The 25,524-nt window shown below is 59.7% G+C and carries 26 protein-coding genes and 2 tRNA genes; 6 read left to right on the top strand and 22 right to left on the bottom strand.

Annotated features, from left to right (window positions below; translation table 11 throughout):
* Positions 1-41: 41 nt before the first annotated feature.
* A tRNA-Asp gene (locus ABNU55_RS07710) sits at positions 42-118 on the bottom strand.
* A gap of 137 nt (positions 119-255) precedes the next feature.
* Positions 256-2,694 (bottom strand): EAL domain-containing protein, encoded by a 2,439-nt coding sequence (locus ABNU55_RS07705; protein ID WP_348764284.1) that lies wholly within the window; start codon positions 2,692-2,694, stop codon positions 256-258.
* Positions 2,695-2,815: 121 nt separating this feature from the next.
* Between ABNU55_RS07705 and glpK the strand changes: the two genes are divergently transcribed.
* The gene (gene glpK, locus ABNU55_RS07700) at positions 2,816-4,321 is read left to right on the top strand and encodes a glycerol kinase GlpK (RefSeq protein ID WP_290758381.1); all 1,506 of its coding nucleotides are present in this window, start codon (positions 2,816-2,818) and stop codon (positions 4,319-4,321) included.
* 8 nt (positions 4,322-4,329) lie between these two features.
* On the opposite strand, the gene ABNU55_RS07695 is transcribed toward glpK, so the two are convergent.
* The 6 genes from ABNU55_RS07695 to ABNU55_RS07670 form a co-directional block, all read right to left on the bottom strand.
* Positions 4,330-4,406 (bottom strand) — tRNA-Pro (locus tag ABNU55_RS07695).
* 57 nt (positions 4,407-4,463) lie between these two features.
* Positions 4,464-4,970: a MerR family transcriptional regulator gene (locus ABNU55_RS07690; RefSeq protein WP_290758384.1), complete on the bottom strand. Its 507-nt coding sequence runs from the start codon at positions 4,968-4,970 to the stop codon at positions 4,464-4,466.
* An 11-nt stretch (positions 4,971-4,981) separates the two neighbouring features.
* Entirely contained in the window at positions 4,982-5,281 is a 300-nt protein-coding gene (locus ABNU55_RS07685; RefSeq protein WP_290758387.1) for an integration host factor subunit alpha, read from the bottom strand.
* A gap of 50 nt (positions 5,282-5,331) precedes the next feature.
* Complete coding sequence (locus tag ABNU55_RS07680) at positions 5,332-6,300, bottom strand: beta-ketoacyl-ACP synthase III (RefSeq protein ID WP_290758389.1); 969 nt, start codon at positions 6,298-6,300, stop codon at positions 5,332-5,334.
* Entirely contained in the window at positions 6,297-7,337 is a 1,041-nt protein-coding gene (plsX, locus tag ABNU55_RS07675) for a phosphate acyltransferase PlsX (RefSeq protein WP_290758391.1), read from the bottom strand. The genes ABNU55_RS07680 and plsX overlap by 4 nt, the downstream gene beginning before the upstream one ends.
* A 92-nt stretch (positions 7,338-7,429) precedes the next feature.
* Positions 7,430-7,963, bottom strand: coding sequence for a ubiquinol-cytochrome C chaperone family protein (locus ABNU55_RS07670; protein WP_290758394.1), 534 nt, complete (start codon positions 7,961-7,963; stop codon positions 7,430-7,432).
* Positions 7,964-8,033: 70 nt separating this feature from the next.
* Here ABNU55_RS07670 and bamE point away from each other — a divergent pair, with 70 nt between their 5' ends.
* Positions 8,034-8,516 (top strand): outer membrane protein assembly factor BamE, encoded by a 483-nt coding sequence (gene bamE, locus ABNU55_RS07665; RefSeq protein ID WP_290758397.1) that lies wholly within the window; start codon positions 8,034-8,036, stop codon positions 8,514-8,516.
* Between the two features lie 113 nt (positions 8,517-8,629).
* Here bamE and ABNU55_RS07660 read toward each other — a convergent pair whose 3' ends face one another.
* The 11 genes from ABNU55_RS07660 to ABNU55_RS07610 form a co-directional block, all read right to left on the bottom strand.
* Entirely contained in the window at positions 8,630-10,795 is a 2,166-nt protein-coding gene (locus tag ABNU55_RS07660; RefSeq protein WP_348764283.1) for a sodium-translocating pyrophosphatase, read from the bottom strand.
* A 137-nt stretch (positions 10,796-10,932) separates the two neighbouring features.
* Positions 10,933-11,859, bottom strand: coding sequence for a thiamine-phosphate kinase (gene thiL / locus ABNU55_RS07655; protein WP_290758402.1), 927 nt, complete (start codon positions 11,857-11,859; stop codon positions 10,933-10,935).
* Positions 11,860-11,865: 6 nt separating this feature from the next.
* Positions 11,866-12,342: a transcription antitermination factor NusB gene (gene nusB, locus ABNU55_RS07650; protein WP_290758404.1), complete on the bottom strand. Its 477-nt coding sequence runs from the start codon at positions 12,340-12,342 to the stop codon at positions 11,866-11,868.
* Positions 12,339-12,767: a 6,7-dimethyl-8-ribityllumazine synthase gene (ribH, locus tag ABNU55_RS07645; RefSeq protein ID WP_290758407.1), complete on the bottom strand. Its 429-nt coding sequence runs from the start codon at positions 12,765-12,767 to the stop codon at positions 12,339-12,341. The genes nusB and ribH overlap by 4 nt, the downstream gene beginning before the upstream one ends.
* Positions 12,767-13,894, bottom strand: a complete 1,128-nt coding sequence (gene ribB, locus ABNU55_RS07640; RefSeq protein WP_290758410.1) for a 3,4-dihydroxy-2-butanone-4-phosphate synthase — start codon at positions 13,892-13,894, stop codon at positions 12,767-12,769. Before ribB ends, ribH begins: the two co-directional genes overlap by 1 nt.
* Positions 13,891-14,520 carry a riboflavin synthase gene (locus ABNU55_RS07635; RefSeq protein ID WP_290758413.1) on the bottom strand — a complete coding sequence of 210 codons (630 nt, stop codon included), beginning with the start codon at positions 14,518-14,520 and terminating at the stop codon, positions 13,891-13,893. The genes ribB and ABNU55_RS07635 overlap by 4 nt, the downstream gene beginning before the upstream one ends.
* A 92-nt stretch (positions 14,521-14,612) precedes the next feature.
* Entirely contained in the window at positions 14,613-15,269 is a 657-nt protein-coding gene (locus tag ABNU55_RS07630; protein WP_290758416.1) for a RibD family protein, read from the bottom strand.
* Positions 15,266-15,736 carry a transcriptional regulator NrdR gene (gene nrdR / locus ABNU55_RS07625; protein ID WP_290758420.1) on the bottom strand — a complete coding sequence of 157 codons (471 nt, stop codon included), beginning with the start codon at positions 15,734-15,736 and terminating at the stop codon, positions 15,266-15,268. Before nrdR ends, ABNU55_RS07630 begins: the two co-directional genes overlap by 4 nt.
* A gap of 12 nt (positions 15,737-15,748) precedes the next feature.
* Positions 15,749-17,047: a serine hydroxymethyltransferase gene (gene glyA, locus ABNU55_RS07620; protein WP_348764282.1), complete on the bottom strand. Its 1,299-nt coding sequence runs from the start codon at positions 17,045-17,047 to the stop codon at positions 15,749-15,751.
* Between the two features lie 142 nt (positions 17,048-17,189).
* On the bottom strand, positions 17,190-18,410 hold the full coding sequence (hemA, locus tag ABNU55_RS07615; RefSeq protein ID WP_348764281.1) for a 5-aminolevulinate synthase: 1,221 nt from the start codon (positions 18,408-18,410) through the stop codon (positions 17,190-17,192).
* Between the two features lie 114 nt (positions 18,411-18,524).
* The gene (locus ABNU55_RS07610; RefSeq protein ID WP_290758428.1) at positions 18,525-19,301 is read right to left on the bottom strand and encodes a class II aldolase/adducin family protein; all 777 of its coding nucleotides are present in this window, start codon (positions 19,299-19,301) and stop codon (positions 18,525-18,527) included.
* A 105-nt stretch (positions 19,302-19,406) separates the two neighbouring features.
* On the opposite strand from ABNU55_RS07610, the gene ABNU55_RS07605 reads away from it, so the two are divergent.
* On the top strand, positions 19,407-20,171 hold the full coding sequence (locus ABNU55_RS07605; protein ID WP_290758431.1) for an NAD kinase: 765 nt from the start codon (positions 19,407-19,409) through the stop codon (positions 20,169-20,171).
* Between the two features lie 31 nt (positions 20,172-20,202).
* Here ABNU55_RS07605 and secF read toward each other — a convergent pair whose 3' ends face one another.
* From secF to yajC, 3 genes are read right to left on the bottom strand one after another with little or no spacing between them, the layout of a single operon-like run.
* A complete protein-coding gene (gene secF / locus ABNU55_RS07600) occupies positions 20,203-21,129 on the bottom strand; it encodes a protein translocase subunit SecF (protein WP_290750348.1) in 927 nt (308 codons plus the stop codon).
* 52 nt (positions 21,130-21,181) lie between these two features.
* Positions 21,182-22,858 (bottom strand): protein translocase subunit SecD, encoded by a 1,677-nt coding sequence (gene secD, locus ABNU55_RS07595; protein WP_290750345.1) that lies wholly within the window; start codon positions 22,856-22,858, stop codon positions 21,182-21,184.
* A gap of 21 nt (positions 22,859-22,879) precedes the next feature.
* The gene (gene yajC, locus ABNU55_RS07590) at positions 22,880-23,263 is read right to left on the bottom strand and encodes a preprotein translocase subunit YajC (protein WP_290750342.1); all 384 of its coding nucleotides are present in this window, start codon (positions 23,261-23,263) and stop codon (positions 22,880-22,882) included.
* Between the two features lie 203 nt (positions 23,264-23,466).
* Between yajC and ABNU55_RS07585 the strand changes: the two genes are divergently transcribed.
* The 3 genes from ABNU55_RS07585 (at position 23,467) to ABNU55_RS07575 (ending at position 25,521) form a co-directional block, all read left to right on the top strand.
* A complete protein-coding gene (locus tag ABNU55_RS07585; protein ID WP_290750340.1) occupies positions 23,467-24,063 on the top strand; it encodes a TetR/AcrR family transcriptional regulator in 597 nt (198 codons plus the stop codon).
* 14 nt (positions 24,064-24,077) lie between these two features.
* Positions 24,078-24,836: a 1-acyl-sn-glycerol-3-phosphate acyltransferase gene (locus ABNU55_RS07580; RefSeq protein WP_290750337.1), complete on the top strand. Its 759-nt coding sequence runs from the start codon at positions 24,078-24,080 to the stop codon at positions 24,834-24,836.
* An 88-nt stretch (positions 24,837-24,924) separates the two neighbouring features.
* Entirely contained in the window at positions 24,925-25,521 is a 597-nt protein-coding gene (locus ABNU55_RS07575; RefSeq protein ID WP_290750334.1) for a hypothetical protein, read from the top strand.
* Positions 25,522-25,524: the final 3 nt, after the last annotated feature.

Raw genomic sequence — 25,524 nt, 5'->3', positions numbered from 1 at the left:
TTTCTTTTGTCTGCGTGGTTGGCCATTTCGAACGAACGAAATGGCGCGAGTGACGGGGCTCGAACCCGCGACCTCCGGCGTGACAGGCCGGCACTCTAACCAACTGAGCTACACCCGCGCAGATCGTCCACCGCGTTTGGCGGTGAGGCGCCTGATTAGACAAGGGATGGGCACCGGTCAAGCGTGAAGTGCGCCCGTATGCAGACGAGTTACAGCTGCGTCTGCAAAGCTGTTCCGAGGCGCCGTAGTGACGGGCTACATCGCCGCTTTACGTTGGTCAGAATTGGGGGCGCCAAGCTTGATAACGTCGCCGCTCATGGAGATTTCGCTCTCGCGCGCGGCCAGCCGCATATCCGCTTCTTCCTGCGAGAGGACGTCGAAAAGATGGCCGAGCCGCGAGAGCGGTTGCGGGCGGCTGATAAGGAATCCCTGAAGCTCGTCGCAGCCAATATCGGTCAGGAACTGCTTCTGCGTTTCGGTTTCCACCCCCTCTGCGGTGCAGCTCATATTGAGTGCCTTGGCGATCTGAAGCGTGGCCCGCGTAATAGCGCGGCTTTCGCGATTATGGTCGATATCCTCCACGAAGCTCTTGTCGATCTTGAGCTTGTCGAAGGGGAATCGCCGCAGATAGCTCAGCGAGGAGAAGCCCGTCCCGAAATCATCCAGCGAGATACGAAGGCCGATATCCTTGAGCTGTTTGAGCCGCTGCAGGGTGAACTCGGTATCGTTCATGAGTACCGACTCGGTAATCTCCAGCTCCAGACGGGCCGGGTCGATCTGATTGACGGCAATGGCGTTTATAATGGTCGTGACCAGGCTCGAACTGTGGATCTGCAGCGGCGAAATGTTCACCGCAACGCGCATATTGTCCGGCAGACGCCTTGCGGCCGCGAGCGCTTCGCGCAGGGCCCAGTCACCAAGGCGCGTGATGATGCCGCTGTCTTCTGCGTGCTGGATGAAGTGTCCTGGCCCGATCAGGCCGCGCGTGGGATGCTCCCAGCGGATCAGGGTCTCGCAGCCAATGATCTCATTTGTCTGCGCGCTGAGCTGGGGCTGGAAGAAGAGGCGAAGCTCATTGTTCTCCAGCGCCCTGTTGAGATCGAGCTCGATGCTCTGGCGGGCGCGCGCTTTCTCGGCGAGATTTTGTGTGAAGATGCACCAGGTGCGCTTGCCGGCTTCCTTTGCCTGATAGAGGGCGAGGTCAGCGTGTTTGAGGAGGGTCTGGATCTCCATGCTGTGCTGCTCGATGATGCGAACGCCGATACTGGCACCACAATGAACGATGGAACTCCAGATGTCATAGGGGCGATTGAGCGTCTCGCTCATAGTCTTCACGATATCGATGAGCTCATCCTGGCTGCCACACTCCAGAAGGACGGCAAATTCGTCGCCGCCCAGGCGGGCTGTCACCTCTGAATCTGGTGCAGTGTCGTGCAGGCGTTTGGCGACCTGGCACAGCAGCTCATCGCCCGCCGGATGGCCAAGCGTGTCATTCACCCATTTAAAATTGTCGAGGTCCAGCCAGAGCAGCGCACGGCAGTTGCCGTCCGGCACAGGACGAAGGGCTGCCTTCTCCAGCATTTCCTGAAGATAGGCCCGGTTTGGCAGGGAGGTCAGCGGATCGTAATGCGCCATGAAAGCAATGCGATCTTCAATCGCCTTGGCCTGCGTGATGTCCGAGGCTACGCCCCGGAAGCCCTGGAATTTGCCGGAGGCATCGAAGATCGGCTTACCCGTGAGAGACCACCAGGTTTCCTCTTCCCCCTCAACTTCCAGAACCAGGTCCCGGAAGCTTTGCTGGCGTTGAAGGCTTCGTGACAGCGCCCTGGCCTCATCGCTTGGCCTGAACAGCGTTTCGAGGGCCGCGCCCTTCGCCATGACTTCGAGGTTGTTCTGATCCAGCATGGTTTCCAGCGGAATATCGATCAGGGCGTGATTTTCATCGGTCTGCCAGAGCCAGTCTGACGTGCTTTCCTCAAAGTCCCTGAGCAGCAGGCCGATGAGCTGGGCCTGCTGTTTTACGGCGGTGCTGCTGAGATGCTGTTCGACGAATTGAGCAAAAGACCAGCGCGAGGACGCGTAGAGTACGACCGCATAGACAAAGGCGAGAACCGACAGGAAGTCATTTCTTGGATCCTGGCCGAGCTGCAGGCCGACAATATAGCCGATGACCGTGGGGACGAGAAAACCGACCGCAGCTTCCGGAATGCGCCCGACAAGCAATACACCAGCAAACATGACCCCTGCGACGATGGAGGTCACAGCGAGCTGGTTGGTGGGGTCTGTCAGGGGAATGATCAAAAGAGGCAGGATGCCCCACAGCATGCCGAGGAAGGAGGCAAACCGGGCGAAACGCTCTATGCCAGCCTTGGTGCGTTCCTCGGCAGAGCCCATCTCCCGCGCCCGTCTGCCTTTGCGCAAGGAGAAATAGCCTACCAGCATGATTGTGGTCGCAATCACCATAATGAAGCACCAGCCGCCCAGCAGACGGTTTGCCGGCGTGTTCGAGAAGGACATCATGACGACGGCCGCATTGACCAGGTTGGCCAGACCAATCACAGGCAGCAGCGAGCCGACCGTGAGAAGCTGTTTCTCACGAATCGACGAGAGCTGATCATCTGGAATGTTGATCGGCCCGAGAAGGCCGCTCCTGGCCAGAGTGACGTGTTCAGCCTGCGGAGGTGTGTCGTTCATTGCCAATCCTCTATGCGGACCACCCTCAGGCTTCTAGAGAGGAAGGATGAACATCCCCTCAAGGGCGTTCTGTGAAATTTGCAGGGCCCTGTGGAGAGAATCGAAACGCTGGAGTATCGCCATGTCAGACCCGTTGATCCTCACACTCGACCAGGGGACCACGTCCAGCCGCGCGATGGTTTTCGACGCATCCGGCGCTGTGGTGGCAACATCCCAGCAGGAATTTCGCCAGCATTTCCCCCACTCCGGCTGGGTTGAGCATGATCCAGCCGACATCTGGCAAACGACGCTGACGACTGCGCGCGAGGCTATGGAGGCTGGCGAAACGAAAACGGGTGGGCGCGTCGTCTCTATCGGAATCGCCAACCAGCGGGAGACGGTCCTGGTCTGGAACCGCAGGACCGGCGAAGCTATCGGCCGCGCCATCGTCTGGCAGGACCGGCGCACGGCGGCCATGTGCGACCAGCTTCGCGCAAAGGGGCATGAAGCCCTCGTGAACGCCCGTAGCGGCCTGACAATAGACCCCTATTTTTCAGGGACAAAACTGCGCTGGATTCTGGATAACAATCGCGAGGCGGCAGAGCTCGCCGCGGCTGGCGAGCTTGCGTTCGGGACTGTGGACAGCTTCCTCATGTACCGGCTGAGTACCGGGCGGGCTCATGTCACCGATGAGACAAATGCAAGCCGCACCATGCTCTACAACATCCAGACCCGGGACTGGGATGAGGACTTGCTGGCGCTGCTCGATATTCCCCGCAGCGTGCTGCCCGAGGTGAAACCGAGCGCTTCGTCTTTCTGCGAGGCAGATGCCGAATGGTTCGGACGCCCCCTGCCCGTCACTGGTGTCGCTGGCGATCAACAGGCCGCTGCATTCGGTCAGGCCTGTTTTCATCCCGGCATGGTCAAAAGCACCTATGGGACAGGTTGTTTCCTCCTGGCGAATACGGGCGAGGAATGTCTGCTGTCCAAGAACCGACTTTTGTCGACAGTGGCCTGCCGGACAGGCAGCGCGCCGCAGTTTGCCGTAGAAGGATCGATCTTCATCGCAGGTGCGGTGTCGCAATGGCTGCGCGACAGTCTTCAGATCATCGAGAGCGCCGGCGAAACCGAGGCGCTGGCGAGATCCGCGGGGGGCAATGACGGTGTTTATTTCGTTCCTGCCTTTACCGGTCTCGGGGCGCCACACTGGGACGCCGAAGCCCGCGGCAGCATGTTCGGTCTTACGAGAGGAACCGATCGCGCCGATATTGCCCGCGCGGCCCTGGAGTCGGTTGCCTATCAGACGCTGGACCTGCTGGACGCGCTTAATGCCGATGGCTTCGATACCGGACGGATCCGGGTCGATGGGGGAATGGTGGCCAATAGCTGGTTCCTGCAATTTATGGCGGATGTGACCGCTACAACCATCGACCGGCCTGACATGATTGAAAGCACCGCGCGGGGTGCCGCCTTCCTCTCGGGCCTGCAATCGGGCGTCTATGAGAATATTGAGACGCTGGAGCGGCTCTGGCAGTCGGAAACGGTGTTCACGCCCGATATGGTGGAAAGTGAACGCGAACAGCTTGTCTCGGGCTGGCAAAAGGCGGTCAAGGCGACCCTCTACAGGGCGCAGCTCGACCGCGAATAAGCAGGAAATGGTCGGAGCGGCGGGATTCGAACCCACGACCCCTTGTCCCCCAGACAAGTGCGCTACCGGGCTGCGCTACGCTCCGACTCAAGGCGCCTGCTTAATCATGCTTCTCAGGGAATGCAATCGCCTGTGCTGCGGGTTACGCAGCCTTGTTCAGCCGGGCCGCATCCAGACGCGCCTTGATGTCCTCAAGGTCTGACAGCATCGTTTCCAGGCGCGAGCGTGAGGGCGCTGCAGGTTTCGGGGTGTCTTCTTCATAGGCGAAGGCGGCGCGGACCGATTCCTGAAGTTGGCGGGCGGGACTGGCGCCCGCGAGCTCTTCTTTTCCGGGCTTCTGGTTCGCAGCCAGTACATTCGCCTCACCGCAGAGGACGGCTTCAAGCCCCTGCTCATTCAGCAGCTGGGCAGCGCCTTTCAGTGTGAAGCCTTTTTTATGGACCAGGATCTGGATGGCCCTGAGTGCCTTCATGTCCTCGGGGCGGAACATGCGCCGCCCATCGGGACGCTTCATGGGTTTGAGATGCCGCTTAAACTTGCCTTCCCAATAGCGCAGAACATGGGGTTGAAGACCCAGTTCCTCTGCAGCTTCTCCGATTGAGCGGTAGGCATCTGCGGATTTCTTCACCCGCTTTGCGGCATTGGTCATCTATGTCCCCTCTAGTCCTTATCTGATTCAACGGCGGATTTGAGGAGCGGAGAGGGTTTGAACGTCACGACCCGGCGGGCCGAAATCTTGGCTTCGACACCCGTTTTCGGATTGCGCCCTGCCCGGGCCGCCTTCTTGCGGACGACAAAATTGCCGAAGCGAGACAGTTTGACCTCATTTTCATGTTCGAGGCTCTTGCCGATGAGATCCAGCACGCGGTCGAGAATGTCGCCCGATTCCTGACGGGTCAGGCCGACTTCGCGAACGATGGCGTCTGAAAGCTCTACTCTTGTGACAGTCTTGTTGCTCACGAACTCAGCTCCTCTGGTTAACAGGTATGGCTGATTTCTTAACGAAAAGATTACAGCCGAAAGAGACAGGCGCCCCAGGAAAAGCCGCCGCCCATAGCTTCACTTAGCACAAGATCGCCCTTTTGGATGCGCCCGTCACGAATTGCCTGATCAAGGGCAAGAGGAATGGATGCTGCCGATGTGTTGCCATGCTTTGCGACGGTAGAAATGACTTTCTCCTCGTCAAGGCCAAGGCGCTTTGCAACGCCATTCAGAATCCGCTGATTGGCCTGATGGGGAACGAACCAGTCGATGTCCGCAATATCATGTCCTGTGTCAGACAGAACGGCCTGTACGGCGCTCGAGATATTGGCGATGGCATGGCGGAAGACCTGATTGCCCTGCATACGGACATGACCGATCGTACCAGTCGATGACACGCCGCCATCGACATAGAGAAGCTCCTTCTTTGACCCGTCGGTGCGCACATGGTGCGAGATGACGCCCTGATCGTCTTCGCCTTCTCCTGATTGCAGGACCACGGCTCCTGCCCCATCGCCGAACAGAACGCAGGTGGAGCGGTCCGACCAGTCGAGGATGCGGGTGAAGGTTTCTGCACCAATGACCAGCGCATTATTGAACAGGCCCTGGCGGAGCATCGAATCGGCCGTTGCGAGCGCAAAGAGGAAACCCGAGCAAACCGCCTGAACGTCAAAGGCCGCGCCATCAGTGATTCCGAGCTTGTGCTGAACAGTCGTGGCTGTGGCCGGGAAGGTATTATCGGGTGTCGTCGTCGCGAGCACGATCAGGTCGATCTCGCTGGCCTCGACACCCGCATTCTCCAGCGCGGCTCTGGCCGCAGCTGTGGCGAGGTCGGAGGTCAGCTCTCCCTCAGCCGCAATATGGCGTTGCTCAATGCCGGTACGTTCGCGAATCCATTCGTCGGACGTGTCTACCATTCCGGCGAGGTCAGTATTGGAAAGGATTCGAGCCGGCAGATAGGAACCGGTCCCCGTTATAAAGCTACGCTGTGTATTCATCCGTCGACCGATTCTGAGCCGATGCCCTGTTTCGATACTCGCACAAGGCCTGTGGCGACTTCCTGCATGTAATTGCTATGTGCCAGGTTCGCGGCGAGCCGTATGGCTGTTGCATAGCCATCGGCATCGGCGCCGCCATGGCTTTTGACAACGACACCGTTGAGACCAAGCAATACCCCGCCATTGACGCTGGAGGGGTTCATCTTTTTCCGAAGGTCCTTGAGGCCCGGCCCTGCCAGCAAGGCGCCCATCTTGCTGAGCGGGCTGGCGGTCAGCGCCTGACGAACATAGGTCGACACCAGACGGGCCGTGCCTTCTGCAGTCTTGAGCGCGACATTTCCGGTAAAGCCATCTGTCACGACGACATCGACAGCCCCCATCGAGATATCATTGCCTTCGACATATCCCCTGAAATCTATGCCGAGATCGCGGTTGCGGAGAATCTCCCCGGCAAGCCGTATGGCGTCGGGACCCTTTTCTTCTTCGGCGCCGATATTGAGAAGGCCGACGGTCGGGCGCTCCTTGCCGAAAACCGCGCGTGCGTAGGATTCGCCCATGACGGCGAATTCGATAAGCTGTTCGGCGTCAGCGTCCAGATTGGCGCCGACATCAAGAACCACGCAGCGCCCTTCAAGCGTTGGCCACACCGCCGTCATGGCGGGACGATGCACGCCCTCCATCTTGCGCAGGGCCAGCATCGACATGGCCATGAGTGCGCCGGTATTGCCTGCGGAGACGCCCGCAGCGGCCCGCCCGTCCTTTACCGCCTCTATCATGCTCCACATGCTCGTACCCTTTGCCTTGCGCAGGGCCGATGAGGGCTTGGCGTTCATGGCGACGACTTCGGGCTGATCACAGACTTCGCAAATTGCGGACAGTCCGCGCGCAGTTATGCCTTCTTCAAGCTCTGCCTGGCGGCCGTGAAGCAGGAAACGCGTGTCCTTGCCTTCCTCGCTGAACTGCTGGATGCCGTCCAGAACGACGTCCGGCGCAGCGTCGCCGCCCATTGCGTCAATTGAAAGAGTGAGTTCGCTCATCTGTTAGACAGTGCCGATCCTGAGTTGGCGGGACAGTACGCAGCTGGTCCTGCCAGCGCAACTGACTGTGAGCAACTTGTGCGGGTATTTCATCATTGCTGCCATGCGGTGTGACCGCTGATAAGATCTTCGTCTGGTTGCGCGTTGAGCTGCTGGTGCGCCCGTATGAGTGCGCCAGCGACATGGGACGCGCCTTCGCCTGTCGCAAGACCATTGCGCTCCAGCAATGCGATGAGCGATGTTTCAGGGGTGTCGCCGATAAAGGCCTCATTCACCGCTATACCCAGACCGACAAATCGCTCTCCGATCGCGCGGACCTTGCGGGCAATAGATGCGTCACCCACGCCGGTTTCGCGAAGGCCGGCATCGATCTCATCAAATATTCGGTTGGTGAGACGGGTTGAGATCTGCCGCCCCTCTGCGCCGGTTGCGGCCAGTCTAGTTGTCACGAGACCGGAAAACAGCGCCAGGGCAGCGGTGCGCCCGTCCAGCGTGTCGGGGAGTGACGCGCCGCCATAGAGCGCCGGGTTCCGCGCGGCATTTCGTATCGAGACGTGAAGGCGTTCGGCCGCGCTTGCCTGGGCGCGTGTTTTTCTGCTTGTGAAAAGGGGTCGAAGCCATTTCATATCTGCGCTCTGTAACTTGCCAATCGCCTGCACTGCCCTGTAAGCGAAACAGGAGCGAAAGGAACTGCTTATGGCACATCGTACCATTCTTGCGAGCGTGGCACTGGCCTGCCTGACAGCTGGCTGCATTTCCCCGGTGAAGGCCTATCATGGCTATGCCCCGGACGAAGTGGCGCCGAACCAGATCACGCCTGGCGTGGATACCCGTTCGACTGTTCTCGCCCAGCTTGGATCGCCTTCGACCCGCAGCGTGTTCGACGACAATACCTGGATGTACATCACGACGATCCAGGAGCGTTTCGCCTTCTATCTGCCGAAGATTTCAAGCCGCACGGTGACCGCGATCCGGTTCAGTGACGAGGACGTTGTCGAGGAAGTGCTGGAATACGACCAGGAGGATGGCCGCGTCATCAATTATGCTTCGCGTGAGACGCCGACCCGCGGGCGCGAGCTCGGCATCTGGGAGCAGATTTTCGGCAATGTCGGCCGCGCTGTCCTGCCCCAGACCAACGAAGCAACACCTGGCAATCCGACAGGCCGCCGGCCGAACTAGGCTGGCCCGTATCGCCCTTTAGGGCGGTTAGGGGTGCATCATTATTTCCGACATAAAAAGCCCCGGTCATCTGACCGGGGCTTTTAGTTTGGGCGGCTGCCCCTGACGTCAGGCTAGTGGGCCAGAACGGCCAGCATGAGAAGCGCCACGATGTTGGTGATCTTGATCATCGGGTTCACGGCCGGGCCTGCAGTGTCCTTGTAGGGATCACCGACCGTGTCGCCGGTCACAGCGGCCTTGTGGGCCTCTGAGCCCTTTCCGCCATGATTGCCATCCTCGATATATTTCTTGGCATTGTCCCAGGCCCCGCCGCCCGATGTCATCGAGATGGCGACAAAGAGACCGGTCACGATGACGCCGAGGAGCATGGCGCCGACAGCTGCCAGAGCCGAGGCGATCCCAGCGATCCACCAGATCACCACCAGAAGGATGATCGGCGAGAGTACCGGCAGGAGCGAGGGCACGATCATTTCCTTGATCGCTGCGCGCGTCAGGATGTCGACGGCACGGCTATAGTCCGGCTTGACCTCCCCTTTCATGATGCCCGGCATCTCGCGGAACTGGCGGCGGACCTCCTCGACAACGGACTGGGCCGCGCGGCCGACGGCCATCATCGACATGCCGCCGAACAGGAAGGGCAGAAGACCACCGAAAAGAAGGCCGACCACGACGTATGGATTGGCGATGGAGAAGTTCACATCGACGCCCAGAAGGACGCTGCCTTCTGCGGCATTGGTCGAGAAGTAGCTCAAATCCTCCGAATAGGCGGCAAAGAGCACAAGCGCGCCGAGGCCCGCAGAACCGATGGCATAGCCCTTGGTTACAGCCTTCGTGGTATTGCCGACCGCGTCGAGTGCGTCCGTGGTCTCACGGACTTCGCCCGGCAGGTCCGACATTTCGGCGATGCCACCGGCATTGTCCGTCACCGGACCGAAGGCGTCGAGCGCGACAATCATTCCGGCGAGGGCCAGCATCGTGGTCGTCGCGATAGCGATGCCGTAAAGGCCGGCAAGATTGAAGGTCAGAATGATGCCGGCAATGATCACGATGGCCGGAAGCGCTGTCGACTCAAGTGAGACGGCAAGGCCCTGGATCACGTTCGTGCCGTGGCCGGACTCAGAGGACTTGGCAACCGAGCGGACCGGGCGATAGCCGGTGCCAGTATAGTATTCCGTGATCACCACGATGAGGGCTGTCACGACCAGACCGGCGACACCGCAGAAAAAGATATCGAGACCGGTGACCGTGGCAGCTTCACCGCCAGGACCTGAGAGAAGGCGAAGCGCGGCCCCCGCCCCTTCAAGTTCGCCAAAGCCGTTCGGCAGGCCGTAATTCACGGCGATGCCGAGACCGATCAGCGAGAAGATACCTGTGGCGATGAGACCTTTATAGAGCGCGCCCATAATGTTGGTCGAGCCTTTGCCGAGGCGGACAAACCAGGTGCCCGCGATGGAGGCAACGATGCAGACCGCGCAGATGGCGAGCGGCAGAAGCATGATCGAATTGAGATAGCCGAGGCCGCTGAAATAGATCGCGCCGAGGACCATGGTTGCCACAATCGTCACCGCAAAGGTCTCGAAGAGATCTGCGGCCATACCGGCGCAATCACCGACATTGTCGCCCACATTGTCAGCGATGGTGGCAGCGTTGCGCGGGTCATCCTCGGGAATGCCGGCCTCCACCTTGCCGACCATGTCCCCTCCGACATCGGCGCCCTTGGTAAAGATACCGCCGCCGAGACGTGCAAAGATCGAGATGAGCGAGGCCCCAAAGCCGAGCGCGACAAGCCCGTCGACGACTTCACGGTCGCTGGCGCCATAACCGACGACGCCGGTGAGGAGGCCGTAATAGGCGACCACGCCGAGAAGCGCGAGGCCGACAACGAGCAGGCCGGTTACCGCGCCAGACTTGAACGCCATGGCCAGACCACCTTGCAGGCTCTTGCTGGCTGCCTGCGTGGTTCGGACATTGGCCTGTACGGAGACTTTCATGCCGATAAAGCCTGCGGCACCGGAGAGAAGCGCGCCAATCACAAAACCGACCGGGACTTCCCAGCTTCTGAAGGCAATGAAGAGGACGACGACGACGCCGACGCCGACCAAGGCGATGGTCGTATATTGACGCTTCAGATAGGCATTGGCGCCTTCCTGAATCGCGCTTGCGATTTCCTTCATTCTCTCGGAGCCGGCATCGGCGCTCATGATCGAGCGCGACTGTAGCCAGCCATACAGCACTGCGGCGATGCCCGCTGCCAGTGCGATCCAGAACCATAGGGTCATGTGTGCCCTTCCTCCCTTGTGTGTGCAGCGCTTGATTCAGTCTGAATCAGCCCTTTCCTTTTTGTGGATTGAGGCTGCCAAACCCAGGCGCGATTAGCAAGAAACTTCGCAAACGGCTGAAAGCCGGTCCAGGAGATTCAGTGCGTATAGCCAGACCTGGAAGGAAGTGGCACCGGCTTGCCCTTGAAGGAGAGCGACACGCTGCTGCCGTTGGTGACCGTGCCAATCACGGAGAGTTGGAGCCCGCTTCGCTGAGCGGCCTCAAGGCACGCCTCTTTCCTCTCCGACGGGACCGTGAAGAGGGTCTGGTAATCATCACCGCTTGTCGCCTGCTGGAGGGCATGTTCAGCCGTATGGGCAGCTTGCGCGAAGGGCACATCCTCCAGGCGAAGCGCGATGCCTGTGCCGCTGGTCCTTGATATGTGGGCAGTATCGCTGAGGAGCCCGTCCGATATGTCGATGGAAGCGGTGGCGAACTGGGCTACCAGGGCCGCGATCTCGCGGCCGGGCAAGACGGGCACGTGGTAGCGGCCAGCTGCAGCGGTTTGGCGCCCGGCTCGGGCGTCTTCAAGGCCGAAGCCGGCATGGCCGATCTCGCCGGTAACGCAGACAATATCACCTCGTTGCGCCCCGCTGCGGGAGACGGGGCCGTCTGCGAGGCAGCGCCCCGTCAGCGTCATGGTGAGGGTGAGCGGGCCCGGCGTCCGGACCATATCCCCGCCGACAAGGCTGGTCTTCAATTGCTTCAGATCCTCTCCAAGGGCGCGGCAGAACTCCGCGAAATCAGATTCGGAAAACTCTGCTGGCCAGGCGCAGGAGAGAAGAGCATCACGTGGAACCGCGCCTTTGCAAAGAATGTCCGAGACATTCACGCGCAACAGTTTTTTGGCGACCGTCTCTATCGGATCGGTGCTCAGGAAATGCACGCCTTCGACAATCGTATCCATTGTCGCAATGACCGGCCCGTCGCTTCGCAGAACGGCAACATCGTTGGTCAGCCCGCTGGCACCCGGCGCACGGACGATGGGACGCAGATAGCGGTCGATCCAGTCAAACTCGCTCATCGTGTCCTACTCTTTGGGGCGAATGTCCCGGCCGATATTATCAAGCACGGCATTGACGAAGTTTGCTTCGGACGCCTCAAAGAAGTCATGGGCGAGCGAAACATACTCGTCGATGATAACCGCGCGGGAAAGCTCCGGGTGGGCGATGAATTCAGCCGTCGCCGCCCGCAGGATAGCGCGGGTGGTAGAATCGAGCCGCGAGAGTTTCCAGCCCTTGTTGAGACGGGCGAGAATCGCCTTGTCGATCTCCGACTGATGATCGACGGTGGCGCGCAGCACATCCTTGAAGAGGTCGGGGTCGGCTTCCTCGACGGGTTCCTCGTCCGGCCCAAAACCGAGCCGGTCTTCCATGAACTCTCGAATCACAGCGCGCGCCCCGCGCCCGGTCTGCTCCATCTGGTAGAGCGCCTGGACAGCCGCCAGCCGGGCGCCAGCCCGCCGCGCGCGGATCACTTCGAAGGGGAGTTTCTGGGCTTCGTTCATCCCACGAACTTCTTGCGCAGTTTCAACATCTCAAGGCAGGCAATGGCCGCGTCACGGCCCTTATTCTTGCGCTTGCGGTCGGCGCGTGCCAGCGCCTGCTCCTCATTCTCTACCGTGAGAATGCCATAGCCAATGGCGAGGCGGCGCTCCACAGCAAGGGTCATCAGACCGCGTGCGCTCTCGCCGCAGACATAATCATAGTGACTGGTCTCGCCGCGAATGACGCAGCCAAGGGCGATATAGCCGTCGAAGCGTCCACTATCGGCCGCCATGGCGATGATCCCTGGGACTTCGAATGCGCCGGGTACTTCGATGGTCTCAAGCGTTACATCTTCCTCCGCGAGAGCTTCGGCGACGCCAGCTTCCAGTTCGCGAGAGATGTGGTCGTAATACCGCGAGGTCGCGATCAGAATGCGGTGGGCCATCAGGAATTGTCCTCTGTAAGCGTGCGCCAGCCCTCGATCTGCATGCCGTAGCCTTCGAGACCGGCCACGCGGGTCGGTTTTGTGTCGGAAAGAAAGACCATCTTGCGAACGCCAAGCTCACGCAGGATCTGCGCGCCGACTCCGTACTCGCGAAGCGGCATCTGAGCATCCTCGCCCTCCGAGGTCTTGAGACCGAGGCGCGAGGCAATCGAATTCGGGCGCATCGTGTTCACGAAGACGACGACGCCTGGCTCCTTTGCGCCCGCGATAATCTTCATGGCCCGTTCAACCAGATCCGCACGGGGGCCCTTCTGACCGAGAATATCCGACAGAATATCTGTGCGGTGAACACGGACAAGCACCGTCTCATCGGCACTGATCGTGCCATGGACGACGGCAATGTGTTCTGAATTATCCAGTGAGTTGCGGAAGACGACCGTCTTGAACCCGTCGCCATATTCGCTGTCGAGCGGGGCTTCGACACGGCGCTCCAGGTAGCGGTCATTCTTGCGCCGCCAGGCGATGAGGTCCGCGATCGTACCGATCTTGAGGCCATGGAGCTGCGCGAAAGAAACCAGTTCAGGAAGCCGGGCCATCGTGCCGTCATCATTCATGATTTCGCAGATCACGCCGGCCGGATAGAGGCCCGCCATACGGGAAATGTCGACGGCTGCTTCGGTGTGACCGGCGCGAACAAGTGTGCCGCCGTCACGTGCGATAAGCGGGAAGACATGGCCCGGCGAAACGATGTCGTGATGATCCTTGGTCGGATCGATGGCGACCGCTACCGTGCGGGCGCGGTCGGCTGCGGAAATCCCGGTTGTGACGCCTTCCCTGGCTTCGATAGAGACGGTGAACGCCGTCTGCATGCTTTCCCGGTTATCCCGCGCCATCATGTCGAGATTAAGCGTGCGGGCCCGCTCCTTCGTCATGGAAAGGCAGATGAGGCCACGGCCAAACTTCGCCATGAAATTGACCGCTTCGGGCGTAGCAAAACTTGCCGGGATGACAAGGTCGCCCTCATTCTCCCGGTCCTCGGCGTCGACGAGAATGAACATGCGCCCATTGCGCGCGTCCTCAATGATTTCATCGATGGAGGAGATGGCGTGATGAAGATCGCTGCTCATGGCGTACCTTTGGTGTCTGGTGCGTCCGCACCGATCATCCGGGCGACGTACCGCGCGAGCATGTCGACCTCAAGATTTACTTTGCTGCCGGGCTGCAACGCGCTGAGCGTTGTCACCTGCCAGGTGTGAGGAATGATAGCGATATCGAACTCTCCATCGTCATGGGCTTCTGCGACCGTGAGCGACACTCCATTGACGGTGACCGAGCCCTTGGTGGCGAAATAGCGCGCAATATTGGCGGGCGGGCGGATCCTGAGGCGGTAACTCTCGCCTTCTTCCGTGATCGAGACGATTTCGCCCAGACCATCGACATGGCCGTAGACGAGATGGCCGCCAAGTTCGTCGCCAAGCTTCAGGGAAAGTTCGAGATTGATGCGGGACCCGGTCTCAAGCTCTCCGAGTATGGTGCGCGACAGGGTTTCGGGGACGGCTTCGACATCGAACCAGCTGCCCTGCCCGGCCGTGCCGAAATCGACAACAGTCAGGCAAACACCGGCATGCATGATGGACGCACCCAGCGTGATGTTATCCGCGGGATAGGCAGAACGGATACGCATGCGGCGAAGGCCGTTTGTATCTTCGATCGCCTCGACGGTTCCGATGTCGGTCACCAGTCCGGTAAACATGGTCTCTCCCCTTCTTTGAGGGCCGATATAGGCATGAGCTGGGCTGGCACCAATCACTCTCGCTGGGTCAATATCAGTCTGAGGTGCAGCTCTTAGACGGGGCGCCAGATTTCCAGCCAGTCGTCATCATAGGACTCGCGCGTCTTCAAATGCCAGCGACTTGTTTGCGGCATCTGTTCGAGGCCAAGCGCGCCAATTGCAGGGATGCCGTCCCCGCCAATGAGAATGGGCGCGCGAAACCAGGCAATTTCGTTGACGAAACCAGCCTTCAGGAAGCTGGCTGCCAGCGTACCTCCGCCCTCAAGAAAGATGCGGGTCAGTCCCTCAGCTTCGCACCGGCGAAGCAGGCCCTTCAGATCCAGTCTGTGTTCCTGGCTGCCGACTGCCCAGGTTTCCGCACCAGTCCTCTCAAACGGGGCGATGTCCGCATGATCCTCATGGGCAAGTATAACGCGCCCCAGTCCAGCGGATTCCACCAGTCTTGAATGCGGCGGCGTGCGCAAACGGCTATCTGCAACGATACGTGCGGGCTGCGTTTCAGGGGCCGGTACGGTGCGTGCCGTCAACATGGGGTCATCGGCAAGCACAGTCCCTATCCCCACCAGGACCGCATCGTGCGCGGCGCGCATTTCATGAACGCGGGCGCGCGACTTGCTGTTCGTGATCCACTGGCTGACGCCATTGGCGAGAGCGATTCTTCCGTCAAGGGAGGTCGCGATCTTCAACGTGACTGAAACGTTGTGGCTCACTCGTCCTTCTCCGGCTCTTCCAGAGCCGACGAATCGATGAATTTCGCGAAGTCAGCAGGATCCCTGAAGTCCTTGTAGACGCTGGCATAGCGGACATAGCCAACAGGATCGACCGTTCTGAGCGCATCCATGACAAGCTCACCAATATCGGCTGAGGTCACTTCGGTCTCGCCACTGCTCTCCAGCTTGCGGACAATGCCGGAGACAAGCTGCTCGACACTTTCATCGCCGACGGCGCGCTTGCGCAGGGCGATAGTGACGGATTTGGCGACTTTCTCACGGTCAAAAAGCGCACGTTTGCCATCGCGCTTGACCACGATGATCTCGCGGAGCTGGACACGCTCAAATGTCGTGAACCGGCCGCCGCAGACCTCGCAGGCTCGGCGGCGACGCACAGCGGTATTGTCCTCGGCCGGCCGGGAATCCTTTACCGCTGTATTGTCGGCTGTGCAGAAGGGGCACTTCACGGGAGCGCTTACCTATGACTGATAGATCGGGAAGCGGGCCGTAAGCGCCTTCACCTCTTCGGCCACGCGATTTTCTGTCTCTGCGGAGTCGCCTGCAGCCACCGCATCGACGATTTCGCCGATCCATTCGCCGATCTGCCTGAACTCGGCCTCACCAAATCCGCGGGTCGTACCAGCGGGGGAGCCGACACGGATGCCACTGGTGATGGCAGGCTTTTCAGGGTCAAACGGCACGCCGTTCTTGTTGCAGGTGATGTAGGCGCGCCCCAGGGCGGCCTCGGCATCCTTGCCCGTCACCTTCTTCGGACGAAGGTCGATCAAGGCGACGTGCGTGTCGGTGCCCCCGGAAACGAGATCCAGGCCGGACTCTTTCGCCGCAGCGGCCATGGCGCGCGCATTCTTCACGACATTGGCCGCATAGGTGCCGAAGTCATCGGTGAGCGCCTCACCGAAAGCGACAGCCTTGGCCGCGATCACATGCATGAGCGGGCCACCCTGAATACCCGGAAAGACGGCCGAGTTCACCTTTTTGGCAATCGTTTCGTCATTGGTCAGCACCATGCCGCCGCGAGGCCCACGAAGGGTCTTGTGCGTGGTCGTTGTGGCGACATGGCAGTGGTCGAGTGGATTTGGGTGCGCACCGCCCGCCACAAGGCCTGCAAAGTGCGCCATGTCGACGAGGAACCATGCGCCAACCTCATCAGCGATTTCCCGGAATTTCGCGAAATCGATCTGGCGTGGATAAGCCGATCCGCCCGCGATGATGAGTTTGGGCTGGTGTTCCTTGGCCAGCTTCCGCACCTCGTCGAAGTCGATAAGGTCATCTTCCTTGCGCACGCCATACTGGACGGCATTGAACCACTTGCCAGACTGGTTTGGCTTTGCGCCATGTGTGAGGTGTCCGCCGGCATCAAGGCTCATGCCAAGAATGGTGTCCCCCGGCTTGATAAGCGCCTGGAATACGGCCTGGTTGGCCTGCGAGCCGGAATTGGGCTGCACATTCGCAAAGTCACAGCCGAAGAGCTTCTTTGCGCGGTCGATTGCGAGATTTTCAGCAAGGTCTACAAACTGGCAGCCGCCATAGTAGCGCTTACCGGGGTAGCCCTCCGCGTACTTGTTAGTGAGGACAGAGCCCTGAGCGTCCAGAACGGCTCTGGAAACGATGTTTTCCGAGGCGATCAGTTCGATTTCGTGCTGCTGACGATCCAGCTCCTTGGCAAGGGCGTCGGCAAGTTCGGGGTCGGAGTCCTGCACGCTCGTCGAGAAGAAACGGTTCAGGTCGAAACTCGCGGCAGCAGACGTATCGGGCATGGACAAATTCCTATTCGGTAGCGCTTGGCTCTCGTTTAAGAGGCATTTCGCCTGCTAGCAAGGCGCGCAAACGCACACCCTGCTCGCAGAAAAACTTCACCGAGGAGCGGTTATTGCCGCACCAGGCCCGGAAGGCCGCAGATCAGGCGGCTTCCTGTTCGAGGCCGAGCTGCTTCCAGACGGCGAGAATGGCGGCGACAAGCTCATCCATCATGACTTCATCATGCACCGGCCCCGGGGTGAAGCGCAGGCGCTCTGTGCCACGGGGAACGGTCGGATAGTTGATCGGCTGCACATAGATGCCGAAATCGAAAAGGAGCGTGTCGGAGAGTGCCTTGCACTTTTCAGGATCGCCCACGAGAAGCGGGACGATGTGCGTGACACTGTCCATGACGGGCAGACCAGCCTTGCGGAACTTGTCCTTGAGCTGGGCAGCCTTGGCCTGGTGATCGGCGCGCAGCGCACGGCCCGCATCGGACCGGAGCTTGCGGACGCTGGCGAGTGCACCGGCTGCCATGACCGGACAGGTCGATGTGGTGAAGATGAAACCAGATGCCATCGAGCGGATGGCATCGATCATCGTGTCGTGGCCGGCGATATAGCCACCCATCACGCCATAAGCCTTGCCGAGCGTGCCTTCGATGATGTCGACACGGTCCATGATGCCGTCGCGCTGGGCAACGCCTGCGCCCTGCTCGCCATACATGCCGACCGCGTGCACCTCGTCGAGATAGGTCAGTGCATCGAATTCATCTGCAAGATCGCAGAAGGCCTCGATCGGGCCGATATCGCCGTCCATCGAATAGACGCTTTCGAAGGCAATCAGTTTTGGACGCGACGGGTCGTCATTTTCCATCAGGGCGCGCAGATGCTCGACATCATTATGACGGAAAATCCGGCGGTCGGCGCCTGAGCGGCGGATACCCTCAATCATCGAGGCGTGGTTGAGTTCATCTGAATAGATGATCAGGCCCGGCAGGATCTTGCCCAGCGTGGACAGCGTTGCCTCATTGGCCACATAGCCAGACGTGAAGAGCAGCGCCCCGGTTTTGCCGTGAAGGTCGGCGAGCTCTTTCTCGAGCTCGACATGATAGCGTGTCGTGCCGGAAATGTTGCGCGTGCCGCCAGAGCCTGCACCAAAGCTGTCGATGGCTTCATGCATGGAGGCCAGGACATCCTCGTCCTGTCCCATGCCGAGATAGTCGTTCGAACACCAGACGGTGATCTCACGCTCTCCCGATTCAAAACGGGCGGTTGCTTTTGGGAACTGGCCACGATGACGCTGCAGATCGACAAAGACGCGGTAGCGGCCCTCATCGCGAATACCTGTCAGCGCATCTTCGAATGCCTTGATATGTTTCATATCATTTGCCTTCCTGAACGCAGGCTTACTGTCTTTGCCGGGCTATATGACAAACTCTTTGTACGCGTTCTATAGGTGTTTTCCGCTATACCGCTTTTGTCGCAGGCTTGCGCCTCAAGCGTCGTAGCCCGGTGCTTCCCGGTCCAGCTTGCGCTTGAGGCCGGGCCAGACGAGCCGCTCTGTGAGCTTTTCCATGCCGTTGGAGCCCTGCCCTGCCACTTTTTCCTGTATGTCGCGGCCGCATTCAAGAACACCGTCCCGCCCGGCCGAAAGGGCCTGAACCTGCATTGAGCAAGCCCGCTCCAGGAAGAACATGCGCGTAAACGCCATGGCCGCCGTTGAGCCACAGGTAAGTGTACCATGATTGCGAAGCAACATGGTCGATTTTTCCGGGCCCAGATCGCGCACCAGCCGCTCGCGCTCATCAAGGTCGAGCGCGACGCCCTCATAGTCATGATAGGCGAGGTCATCGCGCACGATCATGGCGGTCTGCGAAATCGGCAGGAGGCCTTCCTTCTGGGCAGAGACAGCCACACCCTGATCTGTGTGCAGGTGCATGACAACGTTCGCATCCTCGCGATTCGCGTGAACGGCTGAGTGAATGGTGAAGCCTGCAGGATTGATGAAGTAAGGCGTGTCCATGACGATATTGCCGTCGAGATCCACCTTTACCAGCGACGATGCCGTGATCTCGTCAAAGAACATGCCGTAAGGATTGATGAGGAAATGGTGTTCCGGGCCGGGCACGCGGTGAGATATGTGCGTGAAGATCATGTCGTCCCAGCCATGCAGCGCCACCAGCCGATAGAGCATCGCGCAGTCAACACGCGCCTGCCACTCTTCGGCGCTGACTGCATTCTTGACGTCAACTAACTTCATATCGTCCGGCATGTTTTCCTCCTGTTCTGTTTGCGGGCATCATACAGCATTTATCACCTATTGCACCAGCGACCTGCGCGCTTGACCTTGGCTCCGCAGACGGCGACATGACTTTCCATGACGATCAAGATTGCGTTCACCGCCTCTCGCAGGCCCGAAGCCCAGGAAGCCCTGCAAAGGCTGACGCGGCATTATGGACAGTACGATGAGGAAGATGCCGAAGTCGTCGTTGCCCTCGGCGGCGACGGCTCGATGCTGAATGCCATGCGCCGGCGGTTCGACGACAGGAAGCCGGTTTACGGAATGAACCGCGGGACGGTCGGCTTCCTCATGAATGATTTCGCTGAGGACAATCTCATCGAGCGGATCAACAAGGCCGAGAAAGCCACACTGGTGCCGCTGCGCATGACCGCGACAGACGTGAATGGCGAGCATTTCGAACGTCTTGCAATCAATGAAGTCTCACTATTTCGGGAAACCGCCCAGAGCGCAAAGCTGCGGATCCGTGTCGACGGCAACGAGCGGATGAGTGAACTCACCTGTGACGGCATCATGGTCGCGACGCCGGCTGGCTCGACAGCGTATAACCTGTCCGCGCACGGCCCTATCCTGCCCATTGGTGCAAATCTGCTGGCCCTGACGCCGGTCAGCGCTTTCCGACCCCGTCGCTGGCGCGGTGCACTTCTTCGCCACGATGCCAAGGTGGAGTTTGAGATTGTCGAGCCGAACCGGCGCCCCGTGGCTGCAGCGGCCGACAATCAGGAAGTTCGTGACATTGCGAAGGTCTTCGTTACCGAAGACCGCAGCAAGCCGCTGACCATGCTTTTCGATCCCGGCCACGCGCTTGATGAGCGTATCCTGCGCGAACAGTTCTCTTTCTAGAGCCGCAGCGTGAGTCTGAGGGACGTTTCCTTCAGACGCCCTGAAAGCCTTCGACTTCCTTGCGCTGTTTCTCGCCCTGCTCGAGGCCGAGGAGCAACAGGACAGCGGAGGCGACGAAGACCGAAGAGTATGTCCCGATAACGATACCGAAAATCAGCGCGAAACTCATTCCGCTGAGCACGGTGCCGCCGAAGAGGTAGATGCTCAGCAGGGCCAGAAGCGTCGTGCCGGAGGTGAGCAATGTCCGCGACATGGTCTGGTTGACCGCCAGGTTGATGACCTTGTCGGCCTCCATCTTCTTGTACTTGCGTGCTTCCTCTCGAACCCGGTCGAAGACGATCACCGTGTCGTTCATCGAGTAACCGACGATGGTCAGCAGGGCAGCAATTGTCGACAGGTTGAACTCAAACTGGGTCAGCGCGAACATGCCCATGGTGATAATCACGTCATGGAAAAGGGCCGCAACCGCGCCTAGCGCGTACTTCCACTGGAAGCGCACCGAGATATAGGCCATCATCAACAATAGCGCGACGCCCAGCGCCATGAGGCCGCTGCGCAGAAGCTCCCCAGACACTTTGGGGCCGACCGCCGCACTGCTGCGGACATTAACGCCAGAAAATGCTTCGTTGAGAGCGGCGCGGACACGATCATTGGCCTGCTGCTGGGCTGTATCCTGGTCCATGCCCTCTTCGGCCTGCTGGGTCGCAAAGCGGATGACGATAACTTCGACGCCTTCAACACCGGTACCACGTGCGGCGTTTACGCCGACCTCACCAAGGTCGAGACTGCTCATTACCTCGCGTACATCTTCTTCCTGAACGCCCTCCGGCTGCTCAATCTCGATGACGGACCCACCGGCGAAGTCGATGCCAAAATTGAGGCCTTTTGTGAAAATAAGGGCAAAGGACGCCGCGATCAGGATCGCCGAGAACAGGAGCGCCGGCAACCTGTATGACATGAAGGGGACGTTTGTGCTCTTTGGCCAGTACTGAAGCAGCATAGCGGGTCCTCTAGATCGAGAGCTTGCGTGGACGCGCAGCGCGCAGCCACATCGCGGTGAACCAGCGGGTCACGACAAAGGCCGTAAACACGGATGTGACGATACCGATCGCAAGCGTCACGGCGAAGCCCTTAACGGGGCCAGAGCCAAGCAGATACAGGATCGCAGCGGCAATGAAGGTCGTGATGTTTGCGTCGAGGATCGATGAAAGCGCACGCTCATACCCCGCAATCACGGCCGTGGTGGGCGAACGGCCATTTTGCTGCTCTTCGCGGATGCGTTCAAAGACGATCACATTGGCGTCCACCGCCATACCGATTGTCAGCACGATACCCGCAATGCCGGGCAGCGTCAGGGTGGCGCCAAGACCGGAAAGCGCGCCGAGAATGAGCACAATATTGAACAGGAGCGAGCCCACAGCGAAGCCGCCGATCAGACCATAGGCGATGATCATGAATACGCCCACAAGCGCAAGACCGATAAGGCTGGCATTGGTGCCGGCCCTGATCGAATCGGCCCCGAGGCCGGGGCCCACAGTGCGTTCCTCAATGAAGTTCAGCTTGGCAGGAAGCTCGCCCGCTTCAATGATGTCGGCAAGATCCTGAGCTTCCTCCAGCTCGAAATCGCCGGTGATCTGAACATTGCCGCCCCAGATCGGCTCATTGATACGCGGGGCCGACATGACTGTGCCATCAAGTACAATCGCAAAGATGCGTCCGCGATTGCTGGCCGTGGTCTGACCGAACCGTTCGGCACCTGTGCCGTTCAGACGAAAGTCCACGGCAGGTGAGTTGTCGTCGGGGTCCCGCCCCTGACTGGCCGTTGCGATGTCGCTGCCTGTCACCACCGGAGTGCGATTGACCAGGATGAGACGGCCGAGCTGATCTTCCAGAAGTTCGAAACCCGGAGGTGGACGCGTCGCCTGTGCCGCATTGATGGAGGACTGGTCGGTATTCGCCATATTAAAGGTCAGCCGGCCAGCCTGGCTCAATATGTTCTTGATGCGGCGCGGATCGGCTTCGCCCGGCGCCTCAATCACGATCCGGGTGTCACCCTGCGGCGTGATAGAAATTTCACTGACGCCATCGGGGTCGAGGCGACGGCGGATGATGGTGATCATGGTGCTCTGGGCATCGGCTGCGAGCGCCTGCTGGGCGTCTTCGCTCACGCTGACCAGAATTCTCTCCGGTGCGGTCTGCTCGATGGAGAGGACCTTCTGACCGCCTGTCGCGCCGACGGTCGGGTTGATCCGCCGGAGCCGGCGAAGGGCATCATCCATATCTTCGGCGTTGCGAAGCTGGATCGGCAAAGTAGTTCCCTGCTGTTCGGGCACATTACGCTCGATCAGCGGATCGCGGTTCAGCGCCTGAACGATGTCGGTCTGAAGCGTTTCAAGCCGGTTGGCTGCAACCTCTTCCGGGTCGATCTGTGTGAGGAGGTAGACACCGCCCTGAAGGTCGAGACCGAGATTGACCTTGCCGGTGGGCAGGAAGCTCGGCCACCAGGAGTCCTCGGCCGCTCCCAGCTGTTGCTCATAGGCCGCAATATCCTGCGGCGCGTCCGACTGGGGTTCTCTCGGCGCAACGCCCAGAAAGCCGTCGGAAAAAGCGTTTGGAAGCGCCATGAGGGCGCCCCATACGAGCACAATTAGAATCAGGACGACTTTCCAGGCCGGAAAATTCAGCATGGCCCACTCCCCTCAGAGTGCTCAGGACGCTTTGGAATCGTTGGCGGCCGGTGCGGGCTCATTCTTGCCGCGCACATCGGCAATCATCGCCTTGACCACGCGCACCCTCACACCCTCGGCAAGTTCGACGTTCAGTTCCTGCTCCGTCACCTTGATCACCTTGCCGATCAGGCCGCCCGAGGTGATCACCGTGTCACCCTTGGCGACGGCCTCGATCATCTGGCGATGCTTCTTCTGACGCTGGTTTGCGGGACGGATAAGCAGAAAATAGAAAATCAGGATCAGCGGTACGAAAAAGATAAGCTGACCGATGATGCCGCCAGTCGCGCCGCCGGCCTCCTGTGCCATCGCCATCGGGGCAAGGGTCGCTGACAAAAGGCCTGCAGTGGCCAGACGTGAATACATGCTCTGTTTCTCCGCGGATTTCAGGCTCGTGGCTATATCTGTGGAGGGCTTACATTGCAAACAAGACCGATCAATGCGCGATTGCAGTGCATGATGACACAGACGTGTGAGCGATACCGGAACGGATAGGCGTTGACAGACTCAGAAAACACGGTAGTGAGTATGCGCTCACTTATTACTTGCTCTGTTTCAGAGGTGATTGCATGTCAGATATTCCCGCCCCCTCCTCCCCTGGACGGGTTCGCAATGCCCGCCCGAAGATCGAACGGGCTGCGCTGAAGCTGTTTGTCGATGAGGGCATAGACGCGGCCACCACGCGCGAGATCGCCTCCATTGCCGGCGTCTCTGAGGGCGCGCTCTATCGCCACTACAAAGGAAAGGATGAACTCGCGCTGGCCCTTTTCATGGCGACCCACAACCGGCTGGGCGAGATGCTTCAGGCGGCCCTTACGCAGGACGGGTCCTTGGCGCAGAGGGTGGAACGAGCCGTTACAGCCTACTGCGCCCTGGCGGACGAGGACTGGCTGCTCTTTTCTTTCCACCTCGTCTCGCTGAATAAATTCCTGCCGCATGACGTGCGCCGTAAGGACGATCCGGTGTCGATTCTCGAACAGATGATCGGGGCGATGATGGAGTCCGGAGAGATTCCGCAAGGGGATCCGGCGCTGACGACGGCCATGTGTCTGGGCGTCGTGATGCAGGCGGGTCAGAACAAGGTCTACAACCGCTTGCCGGGCCCTTTCTCGGCGCACGCGCCGACCTTCACCCGCACCATCCTGGCGATCCTTCATCAGAAATAGATCTGGAGACAACCATGATCAGAGGTCTTCTGTTCACGGGCGCCTATTATGCGCTCTCCCTGCTATGTATCCTTCTCTCCCTGCCCGCCATGCTGCTGCCGGGAAGCGGCGCTATTCGATGGCTGGTGCGGACCTACACGTGCTCGGTGAGGTTTTGCCTTCGCTGGATTGCGGGAATCCATATTGAGGTGCGGGGCCGCGAGCACCTGCCGCAGGGCGCCTTCATTGTCGCGGCGAAGCATCAGAGCTGGGGCGACGGCTTTCTGGTCTATCCGGAGGTGGAGAATCTGGTCTTCGTCACGGGTGACCATCTGGAGAAGTATCCCTTCGTGGGCGGCATCCTTCGAAAGCTTGGCGCGATTGTCATCGATACGTGTGGCGGGGGGAACCGAAGCGCCGAATCGCTTGCGGAAGGCGTACAGCGTGCGAAAACCGACGGGCGCCGCATCCTGATCTACCCCGAAGGTCACCTCGCTCCGCCAGGATACCACTTTCCGTATAAGCCTGGCGTCTGGCACATGCAGAAGACGATGGATGTACCTGTCGTGCCCGTCGCAACGAATCTCGGCATTTTCTGGCGGCAACAGGACATTCGAAAGACGCCGGGAAAGGCGGTCCTGGAATTCCTGAAACCAATTGAGGCGGGTCTTTCCAAGAGCGAATTCCTGTCGCGTCTGCAAACAGACACTGAGGAAGCATCATCTTCTCTTGCGCGGGAAGCCGGGAAGACCGGTCAGAGTGAACGTCTTCCGGCACCGGTCCGCGCGCACTAAGATCCCGTGGACTGTCGGCCCTTAGGTTGACCGGTCTTGTGGAGTCTGTCTTTTCTCATTTCAAGGTTGAGTAAAGAGGGCCGCCATCATGCGATTTATCTTTGCCGCGGTGATATTGCTTTTTGCGGCTGCTGGTTTGGCTGAGGCCGAAGTTGGTCTCGCGGAGAATTCGGAAGGCGACCGCTGGGAAACACGGGTGTGGGACAGGACAATCACCTTCCGGGGCTCTGGACGCGAAGATATCAATTACAAAATGTACTCGCTGCACACGACATCGGCAGACAAGCCCGGCTTGATGTTCTCTTGCAGTGATGAGTATGGCCTCAACGTGTTGTACAGTTTCGAAGGCGTCGACTTCATAGACCTTTTTCAGAGCCACAGGGCGAGCCACCTTCGCTCAATTCCAGTCCATCTATGGGTGGGAAGCCATGGTTTTGACCTTGCCGGCTACTTTGTGCGCCGGAAGGATCACGTCATTGCAAATCAGACAGAAACGCAGGCCGCGATCGCCATGGGTGCCCTGCTTCAGGACTTGCCGATCCGGATCAAGGCTAGCCGATATTTCGATGAGACTCTGGACCTGCCTCCGCTCGACGAGGAGGTCATGCAGTTCATCAATGTGTGTGACAAAGCTTCGGAGCTCGCCAAAACGGTTCGGGAGGCCGAGGCTGCGAGAGCGGACTAAGCT

The organism is uncultured Henriciella sp. (assembly GCF_964005855.1).
Classification (GTDB): Bacteria; Pseudomonadota; Alphaproteobacteria; order Caulobacterales; family Hyphomonadaceae; genus Henriciella.
The sequence above is the reverse complement of the archived record's forward strand: the minus strand, read 5'-3'. Positions and strand labels throughout refer to the sequence as shown.

Bases quoted from the DNA above. Each gene is read 5' to 3' on its own strand.
- ABNU55_RS07705 (WP_348764284.1), bottom strand. From the start codon at position 2,694: ATGAACGACACACCTCCGCAGGCTGAACACGTCACTCTGGCCAGGAGC.
- glpK (WP_290758381.1), top strand. From the start codon at position 2,816: ATGTCAGACCCGTTGATCCTCACACTCGACCAGGGGACCACGTCCAGC.
- ABNU55_RS07690 (WP_290758384.1), bottom strand. From the start codon at position 4,970: ATGACCAATGCCGCAAAGCGGGTGAAGAAATCCGCAGATGCCTACCGC.
- ABNU55_RS07680 (WP_290758389.1), bottom strand. From the start codon at position 6,300: ATGAATACACAGCGTAGCTTTATAACGGGGACCGGTTCCTATCTGCCG.
- plsX (WP_290758391.1), bottom strand. From the start codon at position 7,337: ATGAGCGAACTCACTCTTTCAATTGACGCAATGGGCGGCGACGCTGCG.
- ABNU55_RS07670 (WP_290758394.1), bottom strand. From the start codon at position 7,963: ATGAAATGGCTTCGACCCCTTTTCACAAGCAGAAAAACACGCGCCCAG.
- bamE (WP_290758397.1), top strand. From the start codon at position 8,034: ATGGCACATCGTACCATTCTTGCGAGCGTGGCACTGGCCTGCCTGACA.
- ABNU55_RS07660 (WP_348764283.1), bottom strand. From the start codon at position 10,795: ATGACCCTATGGTTCTGGATCGCACTGGCAGCGGGCATCGCCGCAGTG.
- thiL (WP_290758402.1), bottom strand. From the start codon at position 11,859: ATGAGCGAGTTTGACTGGATCGACCGCTATCTGCGTCCCATCGTCCGT.
- nusB (WP_290758404.1), bottom strand. From the start codon at position 12,342: ATGAACGAAGCCCAGAAACTCCCCTTCGAAGTGATCCGCGCGCGGCGG.
- ribH (WP_290758407.1), bottom strand. From the start codon at position 12,767: ATGGCCCACCGCATTCTGATCGCGACCTCGCGGTATTACGACCACATC.
- ribB (WP_290758410.1), bottom strand. From the start codon at position 13,894: ATGAGCAGCGATCTTCATCACGCCATCTCCTCCATCGATGAAATCATT.
- ABNU55_RS07635 (WP_290758413.1), bottom strand. From the start codon at position 14,520: ATGTTTACCGGACTGGTGACCGACATCGGAACCGTCGAGGCGATCGAA.
- glyA (WP_348764282.1), bottom strand. From the start codon at position 17,047: ATGCCCGATACGTCTGCTGCCGCGAGTTTCGACCTGAACCGTTTCTTC.
- hemA (WP_348764281.1), bottom strand. From the start codon at position 18,410: ATGAAACATATCAAGGCATTCGAAGATGCGCTGACAGGTATTCGCGAT.
- ABNU55_RS07610 (WP_290758428.1), bottom strand. From the start codon at position 19,301: ATGCCGGACGATATGAAGTTAGTTGACGTCAAGAATGCAGTCAGCGCC.
- ABNU55_RS07605 (WP_290758431.1), top strand. From the start codon at position 19,407: ATGACGATCAAGATTGCGTTCACCGCCTCTCGCAGGCCCGAAGCCCAG.
- secF (WP_290750348.1), bottom strand. From the start codon at position 21,129: ATGTCATACAGGTTGCCGGCGCTCCTGTTCTCGGCGATCCTGATCGCG.
- secD (WP_290750345.1), bottom strand. From the start codon at position 22,858: ATGCTGAATTTTCCGGCCTGGAAAGTCGTCCTGATTCTAATTGTGCTC.
- yajC (WP_290750342.1), bottom strand. From the start codon at position 23,263: ATGTATTCACGTCTGGCCACTGCAGGCCTTTTGTCAGCGACCCTTGCC.
- ABNU55_RS07585 (WP_290750340.1), top strand. From the start codon at position 23,467: ATGTCAGATATTCCCGCCCCCTCCTCCCCTGGACGGGTTCGCAATGCC.
- ABNU55_RS07580 (WP_290750337.1), top strand. From the start codon at position 24,078: ATGATCAGAGGTCTTCTGTTCACGGGCGCCTATTATGCGCTCTCCCTG.
- ABNU55_RS07575 (WP_290750334.1), top strand. From the start codon at position 24,925: ATGCGATTTATCTTTGCCGCGGTGATATTGCTTTTTGCGGCTGCTGGT.